Annotated in this window: 13 protein-coding genes and 5 tRNA genes; all 18 read left to right on the forward strand. The window is 37.4% G+C overall.

Annotated elements, in window-relative coordinates:
- Window positions 1-58: 58 nt before the first annotated feature.
- The 18 genes from QUH73_RS06190 (at window position 59) to rpoC (ending at window position 15,821) form a co-directional block, all read left to right on the forward strand.
- Window positions 59-1,162, forward strand: coding sequence for a helix-hairpin-helix domain-containing protein (locus QUH73_RS06190; RefSeq protein WP_289529577.1), 1,104 nt, complete (start codon window positions 59-61; stop codon window positions 1,160-1,162).
- Window positions 1,163-1,343: 181 nt separating this feature from the next.
- A complete protein-coding gene (gene rpsU / locus QUH73_RS06195) occupies window positions 1,344-1,535 on the forward strand; it encodes a 30S ribosomal protein S21 (protein WP_101263213.1) in 192 nt (63 codons plus the stop codon).
- 71 nt (window positions 1,536-1,606) lie between these two features.
- Window positions 1,607-2,485 (forward strand): tyrosine-type recombinase/integrase, encoded by an 879-nt coding sequence (locus QUH73_RS06200; RefSeq protein WP_289529578.1) that lies wholly within the window; start codon window positions 1,607-1,609, stop codon window positions 2,483-2,485.
- Window positions 2,486-2,504: 19 nt separating this feature from the next.
- Window positions 2,505-2,801: a ribosome hibernation-promoting factor, HPF/YfiA family gene (gene hpf, locus QUH73_RS06205; protein WP_289529579.1), complete on the forward strand. Its 297-nt coding sequence runs from the start codon at window positions 2,505-2,507 to the stop codon at window positions 2,799-2,801.
- A 104-nt stretch (window positions 2,802-2,905) separates the two neighbouring features.
- Window positions 2,906-2,979, forward strand: a tRNA-Thr gene (locus tag QUH73_RS06210).
- A gap of 14 nt (window positions 2,980-2,993) precedes the next feature.
- A tRNA-Tyr gene (locus tag QUH73_RS06215) sits at window positions 2,994-3,075 on the forward strand.
- A 35-nt stretch (window positions 3,076-3,110) separates the two neighbouring features.
- A tRNA-Gly gene (locus QUH73_RS06220) sits at window positions 3,111-3,183 on the forward strand.
- Window positions 3,184-3,198: 15 nt separating this feature from the next.
- Window positions 3,199-3,270: transfer RNA gene (locus QUH73_RS06225), tRNA-Thr, on the forward strand.
- Between the two features lie 57 nt (window positions 3,271-3,327).
- Window positions 3,328-4,515 (forward strand): elongation factor Tu, encoded by a 1,188-nt coding sequence (gene tuf, locus QUH73_RS06230; protein WP_289529580.1) that lies wholly within the window; start codon window positions 3,328-3,330, stop codon window positions 4,513-4,515.
- Between the two features lie 49 nt (window positions 4,516-4,564).
- A tRNA-Trp gene (locus tag QUH73_RS06235) sits at window positions 4,565-4,637 on the forward strand.
- A gap of 18 nt (window positions 4,638-4,655) precedes the next feature.
- Window positions 4,656-4,847 carry a preprotein translocase subunit SecE gene (gene secE, locus QUH73_RS06240; protein WP_289529581.1) on the forward strand — a complete coding sequence of 64 codons (192 nt, stop codon included), beginning with the start codon at window positions 4,656-4,658 and terminating at the stop codon, window positions 4,845-4,847.
- A 15-nt stretch (window positions 4,848-4,862) separates the two neighbouring features.
- A complete protein-coding gene (gene nusG / locus QUH73_RS06245) occupies window positions 4,863-5,411 on the forward strand; it encodes a transcription termination/antitermination protein NusG (RefSeq protein WP_289529582.1) in 549 nt (182 codons plus the stop codon).
- Between the two features lie 23 nt (window positions 5,412-5,434).
- Window positions 5,435-5,878, forward strand: a complete 444-nt coding sequence (gene rplK / locus QUH73_RS06250; protein WP_289529583.1) for a 50S ribosomal protein L11 — start codon at window positions 5,435-5,437, stop codon at window positions 5,876-5,878.
- A gap of 20 nt (window positions 5,879-5,898) precedes the next feature.
- The gene (gene rplA, locus QUH73_RS06255; RefSeq protein ID WP_124991242.1) at window positions 5,899-6,594 is read left to right on the forward strand and encodes a 50S ribosomal protein L1; all 696 of its coding nucleotides are present in this window, start codon (window positions 5,899-5,901) and stop codon (window positions 6,592-6,594) included.
- Between the two features lie 30 nt (window positions 6,595-6,624).
- Window positions 6,625-7,143 carry a 50S ribosomal protein L10 gene (gene rplJ / locus QUH73_RS06260; RefSeq protein WP_101308770.1) on the forward strand — a complete coding sequence of 173 codons (519 nt, stop codon included), beginning with the start codon at window positions 6,625-6,627 and terminating at the stop codon, window positions 7,141-7,143.
- Between the two features lie 37 nt (window positions 7,144-7,180).
- A complete protein-coding gene (gene rplL / locus QUH73_RS06265) occupies window positions 7,181-7,555 on the forward strand; it encodes a 50S ribosomal protein L7/L12 (RefSeq protein WP_289529584.1) in 375 nt (124 codons plus the stop codon).
- A 106-nt stretch (window positions 7,556-7,661) separates the two neighbouring features.
- Entirely contained in the window at window positions 7,662-11,474 is a 3,813-nt protein-coding gene (gene rpoB, locus QUH73_RS06270) for a DNA-directed RNA polymerase subunit beta (RefSeq protein WP_289529585.1), read from the forward strand.
- 81 nt (window positions 11,475-11,555) lie between these two features.
- Complete coding sequence (gene rpoC, locus QUH73_RS06275) at window positions 11,556-15,821, forward strand: DNA-directed RNA polymerase subunit beta' (protein WP_289529586.1); 4,266 nt, start codon at window positions 11,556-11,558, stop codon at window positions 15,819-15,821.
- Window positions 15,822-15,918: the final 97 nt, after the last annotated feature.

Here is a 15,918-nt window from a genome sequence, read left to right on the forward strand (position 1 = left end):
ATAATTTATTAATATTGTTAAGTGTTAGTTGAGTTGATCATTGCACATTTCAATAAGAATGAATTTTAAGCACATAGTTAGAGAGTATTTTTCCTATTCAACATCAGAGAAAAATGGTTTATTGGTTCTGGTGGTTTTGTTGGTTATAATGTATTTTTTACCCTTGGTTTTTCAGCCTGGGGAAGTATCTGAATTTGTAATTGATCAAAAAAAACAGATTCAAATTGACAGTCTCATTTCTTCGATCGAAAATAAAGAGATCCATAAGAAGGAGCAAACTCTTTTTACGAATTTAGATTTCTTTGATCCCAATAAAACGAGTAAAGAAGAACTGATCAATCTTGGTTTTACCCCTTTTCAAACCAATAACTTAATAAAGTTTAGAAACAAAGGTGGAAGGTTTAAGGCGAAAACCGATCTTCTTAAAATCTATGGCATCACTCAATCCGACCTTGAGATAGTAAACGATTACATTCGTATTTCTGTTGATGAAAATAGTAAAAAAGAGAGTCGGGTAAGAACAAAGAAAGAATACCACCTATTTTCTTTTGATCCAAATGTAATATCCTTGAAGGAATGGAATCGCTTAGGTGTTGATAAAAGGACAAGCATTCGGATTAAAAATTATCTTGCTGCCGGAGGGTGTTTTAGGCAGGCGACAGATTTAAAAAAGATTTATGATTTTGATTCTGTTAAACTTGCGGAGCTTCTGCCTTATGTGAAGATCGTTGTTAAAGCTAATAGCGAAATGTCTTTGCAAAAAATACTTGTCCAACTAAATAGCTCTGATACGACCCAGCTAAAGCAACTGCCGGGAATTGGATCGGTACTTTCGGCACGAATTGTTAAGTATCGGGATTTGTTGGGAGGATTTGCTTCGAAAGATCAATTGCTCGAGGTTTATGGTATTTCAGAAGAAAAATTGATTCGAATCGAATCCAGTATTTGTGTCGATTCCATTTCTATCAGAAAGCTAATAATAAATTCTTTTGATGCACTGCGATTAAGAAAACATCCTTATATCAATCAACGAATTGCAAAAGATATTATCCGTTATCGGGAGCGAAATGGCAATTTCACCTCTGTTAGTCAATTACAAACTCATAAATTAGTCCCTGATTCAATATTTTTAAAATTGGTTCCTTATTTGGAATTAAACTAGAAAATTGCCTGTAAGTGGAGGAAGCATTGGTTATTTGCTATCTTTGTGCTCCCGCTTAGGACTGTAATTTCTTTATTTGAAGTAAATTTGTGTACTTTTCTTCGAATATATTTGAATTATAGTGAATGAATTGATAAATTTGCGGCTCAGTAAGAAAAATTAATATTTAAAGGAGAAAATTATGATTATTATTCCTATGAAAGAAGGCGAAAATATTGAAAGAGCCTTGAAAAAATTCAAAAGAAAATTCGAAAAGACTGGAGTAATCAAAGAACTAAGAGGAAGACAGGTTTATACAAAACCTTCTGTGAAAAAAAGAGTAGAAAAGCTACATGCTATCTACGTTCAGAACATGCAGCAGAACGAAGATTAATTTCTTTTTATTCCTTGATATCTTAATTTTTTGTATCTTGGATTATCCTGTTGGGTAAATATCCTGGATGTATGAGTTATAAGGAATCTTTTCTGTCTTATTTACAATTCGAAAAACGATATTCGGTACATACTATTCTATCTTACGACTGCGATTTGACTCAGTTTTTTGATTTTATGTCGAAAAATGAAGTTGAGGAAGTTAAAGATGTGGATTTTAAAAGTGTGCGGAAATGGATCGTTTTTTTAATGAATGAAGGTAACTCTTCACGAACAGTAAATAGGAAATTGTCTTCTTTGAAATCCTTTTTTAAATTCTTATTGCGGGAATCTGTTGTTGACACCAATCCTATGGATCGGGTTGTTGGGCCACGGCAAGGAAAAAAACTTCCTGGTTTTGTTGCTGAACATGCAATGCAGTTGTTGCGAGAAGTTGAATTTGGTGAAGGGTTTGAAGGGGTTAGGGATAGATTAGTTGTTGAAATGTTTTATCAGACAGGCATGCGATTGTCTGAGTTGATGAATCTTAAAATGACGAGTTTTGATCGTAAAACCTCTTTGGTGAAGGTCTTAGGTAAACGAAATAAGGAAAGGATCATTCCGGTAAGCAAAGGTCTGGAAAAACTTCTTGATGAATATCTTGAAGAAAGAAACAGAACTTTTGAAGAGAGGAGTGATTTTCTTTTTGTAACTAAAAAGGGGGTGCCTGTATATGAAAAGTTGTTGTATCGAATTGTGACAAAACATTTGTCAAAGATTACAACGCTTGCCAAGCGAAGTCCTCATGTGTTGCGGCATACGTTCGCTACACATTTGCTAAATAACGGAGCTGAATTGAATGCGGTTAAAGAATTGCTTGGTCATTCCAATCTTTCTGCAACCCAAATTTATACTCATACTACATTCGAGCGTTTAAATAAAGTATATAAACAAGCTCATCCAAGAGCATAATAAATGTGGAGGTATTAGCATGATAAATATTCAATCAATTGGTTTTGTTGCTGACAATAAGCTTGAAACTTTTATTCAGAGTAAATTGGATAAATTGTTGAAACTTGATGATGATGTTGTAGGGGGTGAGGTTTTTCTTCGTTTGGAGAAGTCCGATACTGCAGAAAATAAAGTAGTGGAAATTATTTTGGATTTGAAAGGTGTTGATTTGTTTGCCAAAAAGCAAAGTCAAAGCTTTGAAGAGTCTACAGATATGGTGGTTGAAGCTCTTCGTCGTCAGCTTGTGAAACACAAAGAAAAACTTCGCGCAAAATAATCGTAAAAAATGTTCGATTAGCTTGTGATAAATTTAAAATATTTTTACATTTGCAAACCATTTTCAGGGAAAAGTATGCCTGTTAAATAGGTGGTTTGTAAGTTGCCGATGTAGCTCAGTTGGTCAGAGCAGCTGATTTGTAATCAGCAGGTCGTGGGTTCGAATCCCTCTATCGGCTCGGTAATTTTTTTTGGGGAGATACCAAAGTGGCCAACTGGGGCGGACTGTAACTCCGCTGACATCGTCTTCGTAGGTTCGAATCCTGCTCTCCCCACAAAATTATAGGAGAAACAGAAATGTTTCTTTTTTGCGGGAATAGCTCAGTTGATAGAGCATCAGCCTTCCAAGCTGAGGGTCGCGAGTTTGAGTCTCGTTTCCCGCTCACATTTTTGTGATTGCCGTTGTAGCTCAGGGGTAGAGCGCTTCCTTGGTAAGGAAGAGGTCATGAGTTCAATTCTCATCAATGGCTCAGAAATATATTGTATTGTTTTTAATTGTTGTCTAATTTTAATTAACTTTTTGAGTTATGGCTAAAGAACATTTTGACAGGTCAAAACCACACGTAAATATCGGTACCATTGGTCACGTAGATCACGGTAAAACAACCTTGACTGCAGCGATCACAACTGTGTTAGCAAAAAAAGGATATTGCGAAATAAAGTCTTTCGATTCTATCGATAACGCACCTGAAGAAAAAGAAAGAGGTATTACTATTAATACTGCTCACGTTGAATATTCAACTGAGAATCGTCATTACGCTCACGTTGACTGTCCTGGTCACGCGGATTACGTAAAGAATATGGTAACTGGTGCTGCTCAGATGGATGGTGCTATTTTGGTTTGTGCTGCAACTGATGGTCCTATGCCTCAAACTCGTGAGCATATCTTGTTGGCTCGTCAGGTAAATGTACCTAAAATGGTTGTTTTCTTGAACAAAGTTGACATGGTTGACGATGAAGAGATGCTAGAGTTAGTAGAGATGGAAGTTCGTGAACTTTTGGATTTTTACGAGTTTGATGGAGATAATACTCCTATCATTGCTGGATCTGCTTTAGGTGGATTGAATGGTGAGCCAGAATGGGAAGAAAAAATTCTTGAGCTTATGGCTGCCGTTGATTCATGGATTCCACTTCCTCCTCGTGATGTAGATAAGCCTTTCTTGATGCCTATCGAGGATGTGTTCTCTATCACAGGTCGTGGTACTGTTGCTACAGGACGTATCGAAACTGGTATTGTTAAAACTGGTGAAGAACTTCAGATTATTGGTTTAGGTGCTGAAGGTATGAAAACAGTTTGTACTGGGGTTGAGATGTTCCGTAAGATTTTGGATGAAGGTCAAGCTGGAGATAATGTAGGATTGTTGTTGAGAGGTATTGAAAAGTCTGCTATCAAACGTGGTATGGTTATTTGTCATCCTAAAACTATTACTCCTCATACAAAAATCAAAGCTGAGATTTATGTGTTGAAGAAAGAAGAAGGTGGTCGTCACACTCCATTCCATAATAAATATCGTCCTCAGTTCTATATCAGAACTCTTGATGTAACTGGTGAGATCACTCTTCCAGAAGGAGTTGAAATGGTAATGCCAGGTGATAACGTTACTATTAATGTTGAATTAATCACTCCAGTTGCTTGTTCTATAGGTTTACGTTTTGCTATGCGTGAAGGTGGTAGAACTGTAGGTGCTGGTCAGATTACTGAAATTGTTGAGTAATTAAATATATAGAGATTGGTCTGGTTTTTCCGGATCAATCTTAATATAGACGGGTGTAGCTCAGTTGGTAGAGCACTGGTCTCCAAAACCAGGTGTCGGGAGTTCGAGTCTCTCCACCCGTGCAAAGACAAACAAGCCTTATGAGACTAAAAATTTATTTTGAAGAAGTTTATAAAGAACTGGTTCAGAAAGTATCTTGGCCATCATGGTCTGAACTTCAAAGTAGTGCGATCGTTGTAATGGTTGCTTCCGCTATTATTGCAACAGCGATTTTCGCTATGGACTTTGGGTTCAAAAATTTGATGGATATTATATACAGTATGTTTTACTAATTCCTGAAAGAAAACATGGTTGAAATTGATAGAAAATGGTATGTTCTTAGGACTGTCGGAGGAAAAGAGAAGAAAGTCAAAGAATATATTGATAGTGAAATTTCTAATCTAGGTCTGCAGGAGTATGTATCACAGGTTCTAATTCCTACCGAAAGAGTATTTCAAGTGCGCAACGGTAAGAAAATTAGCAAGGAAAGAATATTCTTACCTGGTTATATTCTTATTGAAGTAGCACTCGTTGGCGAAATTCCCCACATTCTTCGTGGTATCACGAATGTGATTGGCTTCCTGGGGGATACTAAAGGCGGCGACCCAACACCAATGCGAATGTCAGAAGTGAACCGCATTCTTGGAAAGGTTGATGAATTATCCGGTAAACATGAGGAGATTAATATTCCTTATTTTGTTGGAGAAATGATTAAGGTAACGGATGGACCGTTTAATGGTTTTACTGGTGTGATTGAAGAGGTGAATGCTGAGAAGAAGAAACTAAAAGTTATGGTTAAGATCTTCGGAAGAAAGACCCCTCTTGAATTAAGTTTCATGCAAGTAGAAAAAGAATAATTAAATCCTTAGAAAAGAAAGCTATGGCTAAAGAAGTTGCAGGATTAATAAAATTGCAGATCAAAGGTGGTGCTGCAAATCCTTCACCCCCAGTTGGACCGGCATTAGGGTCTAAAGGGGTTAATATTATGGATTTTTGTAAACAATTCAATGCAAGAACTCAAGATCAGGCAGGGAAAGTAATTCCAGTTGTGATTACAGTTTATTCTGATAGTTCTTTCGAATTTATTACGAAAACTCCTCCCGTTGCTGTTCAAATTCTAGAAGCTGCTAAATTAAAATCTGGTTCTGCTGAATCAAACCGTATTAAGGTTGGTTCTATTTCCTGGGATCAAGTTCGCGAGATTGCAGAAGGAAAGATGAAAGATTTGAATGCTTTTAAATTAGAAAGCGCCATGAGTATGGTTGCTGGAACAGCAAGAAGTATGGGTGTCACTATTAGTGGTGATAATCCTCTTAATCAATAATTATAAATACTGCAAGTAAAATGGGTAAACTAACAAAAAATAGTAAGTTAGCTTCAGAGAAAGTGGAGACTGGTAAGCTATATTCTATCGACGAAGCAGCAAAGTTGGTTAAGGAGATTACTTTCACCAAATTTGACGCCTCAATGGATATGGATGTTCGCTTAGGAGTTGACCCAAGAAAAGCTAACCAAATGGTTCGTGGTGTTGTTACCCTTCCTCATGGTACTGGTAAAAATGTTCGTGTTCTGGTTCTTTGTACTCCTGATAAGGAAGAAGAAGCGAGAGCTGCAGGTGCTGACCATGTTGGCCTTGACGATTATGTTGCCAAGATCAAAGGAGGATGGACTGACATAGATGTTATCATCACCATGCCAACTGTTATGGCAAAAGTTGGTGCTTTAGGACGAGTTTTAGGACCACGTGGTTTAATGCCAAATCCTAAATCTGGTACTGTAACAATGGATATTGCTAAGGCAGTTACCGAAGTGAAAGCTGGAAAGATTGATTTTAAGGTCGATAAATATGGTATTATTCACTCATCCATTGGTAAAGTATCTTTCGATGTAGACAGAATTCATGAGAATGCTAAAGAATTTGTTGGCATGATCAATAAATTGAAGCCTTCTGCAGCTAAAGGAACTTATATCAAGAGTGTATACCTGTCAAGTACAATGAGCCTTGGTATTCAGGTGGATGTCAAGTCTATTCTTGACTAATTTTAATTTTTAATCAAGACCTTAGTAATCATGAAAAGGGAACAAAAAATTCAGATTATTGATAGCTTGACGGAGGAAATCAACGCTTCAAACCATTTTTATCTTACTGACATCTCAGGAATGAGTGCAGAAAAAACATCTTCTCTTCGTAGAATTTGTTTTGAAAAAGAAGTAAAATTGGTTGTAGTGAAGAATACACTTCTTCGAATTGCTTTGGAAAAAGCAGAAGGTGATTTTGAAGGTTTAAATGTTGCACTTAAGGGATCTACTTCTCTTATGTTGGCGGAAACTGGAAATTTACCTGCAAAGCTTATCAAAGAGTTCCGTAAGGGACATGATAAACCTATCCTGAAAGCGGCATTTGTTGAAGAATCGCTTTATATTGGAGACAATGAGTTGAATGCTCTTTGTTCAATCAAATCTAAAGAAGAACTTATTGGTGATATCGTTGCATTGCTTCAATCCCCAATCAAGAATGTTATTTCTTCCTTGGAATCAGGAAAGAATATCCTAGCTGGTGTTGTGAAAACACTTTCAGAAAAAGAGTAATATATTTAGTAAATTAAATTTTAAAAACTGAAGGAAAATGGCAGATTTAAAAAAGTTTGCAGAAGAATTAGTTAATTTGACTGTTAAGGAAGTAAGTGAGTTAGCTACTATTTTGAAAGATGAGTACGGAATTGAGCCAGCTGCTGCTGCTGCTGTTGTTGCAGGTCCTGCTGCAGGTGGTGCTGAGGCTGCTGCTGAACAAACTGAATTCGATGTAATTCTTAAATCAGCAGGTGGTTCTAAACTAGCTGTTGTGAAATTGGTTAAGGAATTAACTGGTCTTGGATTGAAAGAAGCTAAGGCTGCAGTTGATGCTGCACCAGCTCCATTGAAAGAAAAAGTTTCTAAGGAAGAAGCTGAAGCACTAAAAGCACAATTAGAAGAAGCTGGAGCTGAAGTTGAACTTAAATAGAAGCGCTAAAACCTATATATAGGGTTATTTTGGTTTAGAGTTCCTAACCGGGACTCTAAGCCTTTTTGTTGTTTATTATCGTTTAGGTTCAATTAATTTTAAGTAAATGTCTTCAAATACAATTAGTCAAAGAATTAGTTTTACTTCAAATAAAAATCAGCTTGCATATCCTGATTTTTTAGAGGTTCAATTAAAATCTTTTCAAGACTTTTTTCAGCTGGAAACTACCCCGGAGAAAAGAAAGAACGAAGGATTATTTAAGGTATTTAGTGAGAATTTCCCAATTACTGATACTAGAAATAATTTCGTATTGGAGTTTCTCGACTATTTTGTTGATCCACCCCGCTACGCAATCGAAGAATGTATCGAAAGAGGCTTAACTTATAGTGTTCCACTTAAAGCAAAGCTAAAACTTTACTGTACCGATCCAGAACATGAGGATTTTGATACTGTGATTCAGGATGTATATCTTGGAACAGTTCCTTATATGACGGAAAAAGGTACTTTCGTAGTAAACGGAGCAGAACGTGTTGTTGTCTCTCAACTTCATCGTTCACCTGGTGTGTTCTTTGGACAAAGTGTACACGCTAACGGAACCAAGTTATATTCTGCCAGAATTATTCCATTTAAAGGTTCTTGGATTGAGTTTGCAACAGACATTAATAATGTGATGTTTGCTTACATAGATCGTAAGAAAAAACTTCCTGTAACTACATTATTACGTGCAATTGGTTATGAAAGTGATAAAGAAATTTTAGAAATTTTTGATCTGGCTGATGAAATTAAAGTTTCTAAAAGCGGACTCAAAAAAATTGTAGGTCGTAAACTTGCCGCCCGTGTTCTTAAGTCGTGGATTGAAGACTTTGTGGATGAAGATACTGGAGAGGTTGTATCTATTGAACGTAACGAGGTAATTATAGATCGTGAGACCATACTTGAACCAGAACATATAGAAGAAATTCTTGAGTCAGGAGCAAAGACTATTTTATTGCATAAAGAGGAGCAAAATCTTGCTGATTATGCAATTATCTATAATACTTTGCAGAAAGATCCTTGTAACTCTGAAAAAGAAGCAGTTCTTCATATTTATCGTCAGTTAAGAAATTCTGAGCCACCAGATGAGGCTACAGCCCGAGACGTAATTGATAAATTATTTTTCTCTGACAAGCGTTATGATTTAGGTGACGTTGGTAGATACCGTATCAATAAAAAGTTAGGCCTAAATACGGCCAATGATACTAAAGTATTAACCAAGGAGGATATTATTGAAATTATCAAGTATTTGATAAAACTATTGAATGCACGTACTGATGTTGATGATATTGATCACCTTAGTAATCGTCGCGTTCGTACTGTTGGAGAACAACTCCACACTCAATTCGGTGTTGGTTTAGCCCGTATGGCCCGTACTATTCGTGAAAGAATGAATGTTCGTGACAATGAGGTGTTTACTCCAATCGATTTGATTAATTCAAAAACATTATCTTCTGTAATTAATTCCTTTTTTGGAACAAATGCTTTATCTCAATTCATGGATCAAACGAATCCTTTGGCTGAGATAACACATAAAAGAAGAATGTCAGCACTTGGACCAGGTGGTCTTTCCCGGGAAAGAGCAGGTTTTGAGGTTCGAGATGTACACTATACTCATTATGGGCGCTTATGTCCTATTGAAACTCCTGAGGGACCAAATATTGGTCTGATTTCGTCTTTGTGTGTTTACGCAAAGATTAATAATCTTGGATTTATTGAAACTCCATACCGTAAGGTTGTAGATGGAAAGGTTGATTTATCTCTTGAGGGAATAAATTATTTATCGGCTGAAGAAGAAGAAGGGTTAATAATTGCTCAGGCAAATGCACCTATAAATGATGATGGATCTTTTGTTAATGCAAAAGCAAAATCTCGTATGGATGGTGATTTCCCTTTTGAGGAAGTTCATAAGTTAAATTTGATGGACGTTGCTCCTAATCAAATTGCATCTATCGCGGCTTCTTTAATTCCATTCCTTGAGCATGATGATGCTAACCGTGCTTTGATGGGATCTAATATGATGCGTCAGGCTGTACCGGTTATTAGTCCTGAATCACCTATTGTTGGAACGGGTTTGGAGGCGAATCTTGTAAGAGATTCAAGAACTCAGATCTGTGCAGAAGGGGATGGAGTAATTGAATTTGTTGATGCAACAAAAATTGTAATTGATTACGAGCGTTCAGAAGAAGAGGTTTTTGTGAGTTTTGAAGGAAATAGTAAAACTTATTTACTTCCAAAATATGGCAAAACTAACCAGGGTACAACAATGGATCTTAAGCCGATTGTAGCTAAGGGTGATAGAGTTGTTGCAGGTCAGATTCTGACTCAGGGCTATGCGACTCAATTAGGTGAACTTGCTTTAGGGCGTAATCTTAAAGTGGCATTTATGCCTTGGAAAGGTTACAACTATGAGGATGCGATTGTTATTTCGGAACGGATTGTTAAGGATGATGTATTTACTTCGGTTCACGTTGATGAATACACATTGGAAGTTCGTGATACTAAACGTGGTATGGAAGAGTTAACCTCTGATATTCCTAATGTTAGTGAAGAAGCAACACGAAATCTTGATGAGAATGGACTAATTCGGATTGGTGCCACAGTTGAGCCTGGAGATATCTTAATTGGTAAGATTACTCCAAAAGGTGAGTCTGACCCTTCTCCGGAAGAAAAATTACTTCGTGCTATTTTTGGTGATAAGGCTGGTGATGTAAAAGATGCTTCATTGAAAGCTTCACCTTCATTGCGAGGTGTAATTATCAACAAGAAGTTGTTCTCCCGTTCAATGCGCGATCGCAAGTCGAAGCAATCAGATAAGCCTTTAATTGCAAAATTGGATGAAGAACTTGCTAATCAGATTCACGAGTTAAAGATTCGATTGGTAGATAAATTGTTTATTCTGGTAAATGGAAAAACATCTCAAGGGGTTAAGGATTACTTAAATGTTGATGTAATCACTAAGGGAGTTAAGTTTACTCAGAAGCTTTTAGCGGATATTAACTACTTGGAAATTAATCCTAGTAAGTGGACTACCGATAAAGATAAAAACGATACCATTAAAAAATTACTGCACAATTACATCATTAAGTACAAAGAACTTCAGGGTGCTAATAAGCGTAAGAAATATAATGTTACCATTGGAGATGAGATGCCAGCAGGCATTATTCAGATGGCTAAAGTTTATGTGGCTAAGAAGCGTAAACTCCAAATTGGTGATAAAATGGCAGGTCGACATGGTAACAAAGGTATCGTATCACGTGTAGTGCGTGAAGAAGATATGCCTTTCCTTGAAGACGGAACTACGGTAGATATTTGTTTGAATCCACTTGGTGTGCCATCTCGTATGAACCTTGGTCAGGTGTTTGAAACTGTACTTGGTTGGGCTGGCAAAGAACTGGGATTGAAATTTGCTACTCCTATCTTTGACGGTGCAACTCTGGATGAGATAACTGAATATACTGATAGAGCTGGAGTTCCAGCCTTTGGTAAAGCTTATTTACACGATGGTGGTACCGGACTTCGATTTGATCAGCCAGCAACAGTAGGTGTTATTTACATGCTGAAACTGGGTCACATGGTTGATGATAAAATGCATGCACGTTCTATCGGACCTTATTCACTGATTACTCAGCAACCTCTAGGAGGTAAGGCACAGTTTGGTGGTCAGCGTTTTGGAGAGATGGAGGTTTGGGCTCTTGAGGCCTTTGGTGCGGCTCATATCTTACAGGAAATCCTTACCGTTAAATCGGATGATGTAGTGGGTAGAGCGAAAGCTTACGAAGCTATTGTTAAGGGTGATCCAATGCCTAGTCCTGGAATACCGGAATCTCTTAATGTATTATTACATGAACTAAGAGGTTTAGGGTTGAGCGTTAAATTAGTATAAGCCTTATTATAAAGCGAATGTTGGGTTTCCCGGCATTCGCCTTGCTTGAAACAAAATTGTTAATTTCCTAATTTTCAACATATGGCATTCAGAAGAGATAACAAAGTAAAGAGTAGTTTTACAAAAATCTCTATCAGTCTCGCTTCACCGGAAGAGATCTTAGAAAGATCCAGTGGTGAAGTTTTAAAGCCTGAAACCATCAACTATCGTACTTATAAGCCAGAACGCGACGGATTATTCTGTGAAAGAATTTTCGGTCCTGTAAAAGATTATGAGTGCCATTGTGGTAAATACAAACGAATCCGATACAGAGGAATTGTTTGTGACCGATGTGGTGTTGAGGTAACCGAGAAAAAGGTTAGACGTGAACGAATGGGACACATTCAATTAGTCGTACCTGTTGCCCACATTTGGTATTTTAAATCGTTGCCAAATAAAATAGGTTACCTTTTAGGTTTACCTACTAAAAAGCTTGATTCTATTATTTACTACGAAAGATATGTAGTAATTAATGCCGGAATTAAAGCGGCTGACGGAATAAAATACCTTGATTTCCTTACAGAAGAGGAGTATCTTGATATTATAGATGAACTTCCTGCAGATCAGCAGCATCTTGATGATGATGATCCAAATAAATTCATCGCTCAAATGGGTGCTAATGCTTTATTCAGCCTTTTAGCCCGTTTGGATCTTGACGCTCTATCATATGATTTGCGTCATAAAGCAAATACTGAAACTTCTCAGCAGCGTAAAAATGAAGCTTTAAAAAGACTTCAGGTTACTGAGTCTTTCCGTGAATCACAAGGAGTAAACCGTCCTGAATGGATGATTGTTAAGGTTGTTCCTGTAATTCCACCGGAATTACGTCCTTTGGTTCCATTGGATGGTGGACGTTTTGCAACTTCCGATTTGAATGATTTGTACAGAAGAGTTATCATCCGTAACAATCGTTTAAAAAGACTTATCGAAATCAAAGCACCCGAAGTAATTCTTCGAAATGAGAAGCGTATGCTTCAGGAAGCTGTTGATTCATTATTTGATAATTCCCGTAAATCGAATGCAGTTAAGACAGAAAACAACCGTCCGCTTAAATCACTTTCAGATTCATTGAAAGGTAAGCAAGGTCGTTTCCGTCAAAACTTGTTGGGTAAGCGTGTTGATTACTCTGCACGTTCGGTAATTGTTGTTGGACCTGATTTGAAAATGCACGAATGTGGTTTGCCTAAAGATATGGCGGCTGAGCTTTATAAGCCATTTGTTATTCGAAAATTGATCGAACGCGGTATCGTAAAAACAGTAAAGTCGGCGAAGAAGATTGTTGATCGTAAAGATCCTGTTGTTTGGGACATTCTTGAGAATGTACTAAAAGGACATCCGGTTCTTCTTAACCGTGCTCCTACTCTTCACCGTTTGGGTATTCAATCATTCCAACCTAAGTTGATTGAAGGAAAAGCAATTCGTTTGCATCCTTTAGCATGTACTGGTTTTAATGCGGATTTTGATGGTGACCAGATGGCGGTACATTTACCTTTAGGTAATGAAGCCATTTTGGAAGCCCAAATGTTGATGTTGTGTTCTCACAATATTTTGAATCCTGCTAATGGTGCTCCGGTAACCGTTCCTTCTCAGGATATGGTACTTGGATTGTATTACATTACCAAGGCCCGAAAAGGTGGTAAAGGAGAAGGTTTAAGTTTTTACTCAGCAGAGGAAGCGATGATTGCTTACAATGAGAAAGCAGTTGATCTTCACAGTCAGATTAAAGTAAAAGTTAAAGATCTAAATGAGAACGATGAATTGGTTGATACAACAGTTGAAACAACCATCGGTAGAATCATTTTGAATGAAGCAACTCCTCTTGGAGCAGGTTTTATTAATCAATTGATTACTAAAAAGGCACTTAGAGATATTATTGGATTTATTTTCAAGAAATGTGGTGTACATGCTTGTGCCAACTTCCTTGATGATATTAAAGATCTGGGATATCTTAAAGCTTTTGAAGGTGGATTATCGTTTAACCTTTCTGATGTTACGGTACCTGAAGAAAAAGAGGCTTTAGTAGCTGATGGTTATGCTCAGGTGGAAGAGGTGTTGAGTAACTACAACATGGGTTTCATTACGAATAATGAGCGTTACAATCAGATTATTGATATTTGGACGCATGTTAATGCGAACCTTACTCAAACTTTAATGACTCAGTTGGCTGAAGATAATCAGGGATTCAACTCTGTTTATATGATGCTTGACTCAGGAGCTCGTGGATCCAGAGAACAGATTCGTCAGCTTGGTGGTATGAGGGGATTGATGGCTAAACCACAAAAATCAGGTGCTACAGGAGGTCAGATTATTGAAAATCCAATTCTTTCTAACTTTAAGGAAGGTTTGTCAGTTCTCGAGTACTTTATTTCAACTCACGGTGCTCGTAAAGGTTTGGCGGATACGGCTCTTAAAACGGCTGATGCAGGATACTTAACCCGTCGTTTGGTTGATGTAGCACAAGATGTTATTATCAACGAACAGGATTGTGGTACTTTACGTGGACTTACGACTGCGGCAATTAAAAATCAGGAAGAGGTTGTAGCTTCATTGTTTGAGAGATTGCTTGGTAGAACTACTGTACATGATATTTTCCATCCTATTTCAGGTCAATTGATTGTTGAAGCAGGTGAGGAAATAACAGAAGAGATTGCCCAGCAAATTGAGAATTCTCCGATTGAAAAAGTGGAGATTCGTTCTGTATTGACTTGTGAGTCGAAACGAGGAGTATGTGCAAAATGTTATGGACGTAATCTGGCAACTGGTATAGCTGTTCAAAAAGGAGAAGCTGTTGGTGTTATTGCAGCTCAGTCTATTGGAGAGCCGGGAACACAGCTTACGCTTCGTACTTTCCACGTAGGGGGTACAGCAGGTAACACTTCTGCAGAGAATTCTGTTGTATCTAAATACAATGGTTATGCTGTGTTTGATGAGTTACGTACCGTTGAGCACAAAACTGAGGATAATAAAAAGTACGATGTTGTTATCGGTCGTTTGGCTGAATTACGTATTGTTGATAGAAATACCAATATTACATTAACAACACATGCAATACCATACGGGTCTAAATTGTACATTAAAGATGGTCAGGATGTTAAGATAGACGATCTTCTTTGTGAATGGGATCCATACAATGCAATGATCATTACTGAATTTTCAGGAAAGGTTTCATTTGATAATTTGATTGAAGGAATTACTTTCAGTCAGGAGTCTGATGAGGCAACAGGTTTTGCTGAAAAAGTGGTAATAGAATCTAAAGATAAATCTAAAAATGCCGGGGTTAAGATTTTAAATTCCAAAGGTGATGTTTTAAAATCTTACAATTTACCAGTAGGTGCTCACGTTTCTGTAGCTGAAGGTGAAATGGTTTTGGCAGGTCAGTCATTGGTGAAAATTCCAAGAGCTGTTGGTAAAGCTGGTGATATCACCGGTGGACTTCCAAGGGTGACTGAGTTGTTCGAGGCACGTAATCCTTCTAATCCTGCTGTAGTTTCAGAGGTAGACGGGGAGATTAGCTTCGGAAAAATTAAGCGTGGTAATCGTGAAGTTATCGTTACAACTAAAGGAGAAGATGTTAGAAAGTATTTAGTACCACTTTCAAGACAAATTCTTGTACAGGAGAACGATTATGTAAGAGCTGGAACTCCATTATCTGATGGTGCAACAACTCCTGCTGATATTCTTGCGATTAAAGGACCAACCAAAGTACAGGAATATATCGTGAATGAAGTTCAGGATGTATACCGTATGCAGGGTGTGAAGATTAACGACAAGCACTTTGAAATTATCGTTCGTCAGATGATGCGTAAGGTAATTATCGATGACCAAGGGGATACAAGATTCCTGGAAAAACAAATTATCGATAAGATGGCTATCATGGCAGAAAATGATGAAATTTTCGGTAAGAAAGTTGTTGTTGATGGGGGTGATTCAGAAGAATTGAAACCTGGAATGATTGTTACTTCTAGAAAACTGAGAGATGTAAACTCAGTATTGAGAAGAAGAGACTTGAAACTGGTTGACGCTCGTGATGCAATTCCTGCAACCTCTACTCAAATTCTTCAAGGTATTACCCGAGCTGCTCTTCAGACTAAGAGTTTTATCTCAGCTGCTTCTTTCCAGGAAACAACTAAGGTTCTTAATGAAGCTGCAATTAGCGGTAAAATTGATAATCTTGAAGGTTTGAAAGAGAATGTTATTTGTGGTCACCTTATTCCTGCTGGTACTGGTTTACGCGAGTACAGGGATATAGTTGTCGGTGCAAAAGCTGAATACGAAAAACTGTTAGATTCTAAGTCAAGAGAATATTAAGAGTTACTCTAAGTTATATAAAGGGTGTTTTCAAATTGAAAACACCCTTTTTTATTAGCTATTTAATCGGAATAGGGAATATTTTCATAATTTAGCA

It is taken from the genome of Labilibaculum sp. K2S (assembly GCF_030372765.1).
In the GTDB taxonomy this organism is placed as follows: domain Bacteria; phylum Bacteroidota; class Bacteroidia; order Bacteroidales; family Marinifilaceae; genus Labilibaculum.

Coding starts and splice junctions, on each gene's coding strand:
- QUH73_RS06200 (WP_289529578.1), top strand. CDS start 1,607: ATGAGTTATAAGGAATCTTTTCTGTCTTATTTACAATTCGAAAAACGA.
- rpoB (WP_289529585.1), top strand. CDS start 7,662: ATGTCTTCAAATACAATTAGTCAAAGAATTAGTTTTACTTCAAATAAA.
- rplJ (WP_101308770.1), top strand. CDS start 6,625: ATGAAAAGGGAACAAAAAATTCAGATTATTGATAGCTTGACGGAGGAA.
- nusG (WP_289529582.1), top strand. CDS start 4,863: ATGGTTGAAATTGATAGAAAATGGTATGTTCTTAGGACTGTCGGAGGA.
- rpsU (WP_101263213.1), top strand. CDS start 1,344: ATGATTATTATTCCTATGAAAGAAGGCGAAAATATTGAAAGAGCCTTG.
- QUH73_RS06190 (WP_289529577.1), top strand. CDS start 59: ATGAATTTTAAGCACATAGTTAGAGAGTATTTTTCCTATTCAACATCA.
- rplK (WP_289529583.1), top strand. CDS start 5,435: ATGGCTAAAGAAGTTGCAGGATTAATAAAATTGCAGATCAAAGGTGGT.
- hpf (WP_289529579.1), top strand. CDS start 2,505: ATGATAAATATTCAATCAATTGGTTTTGTTGCTGACAATAAGCTTGAA.
- tuf (WP_289529580.1), top strand. CDS start 3,328: ATGGCTAAAGAACATTTTGACAGGTCAAAACCACACGTAAATATCGGT.
- rplA (WP_124991242.1), top strand. CDS start 5,899: ATGGGTAAACTAACAAAAAATAGTAAGTTAGCTTCAGAGAAAGTGGAG.
- secE (WP_289529581.1), top strand. CDS start 4,656: ATGAGACTAAAAATTTATTTTGAAGAAGTTTATAAAGAACTGGTTCAG.
- rplL (WP_289529584.1), top strand. CDS start 7,181: ATGGCAGATTTAAAAAAGTTTGCAGAAGAATTAGTTAATTTGACTGTT.
- rpoC (WP_289529586.1), top strand. CDS start 11,556: ATGGCATTCAGAAGAGATAACAAAGTAAAGAGTAGTTTTACAAAAATC.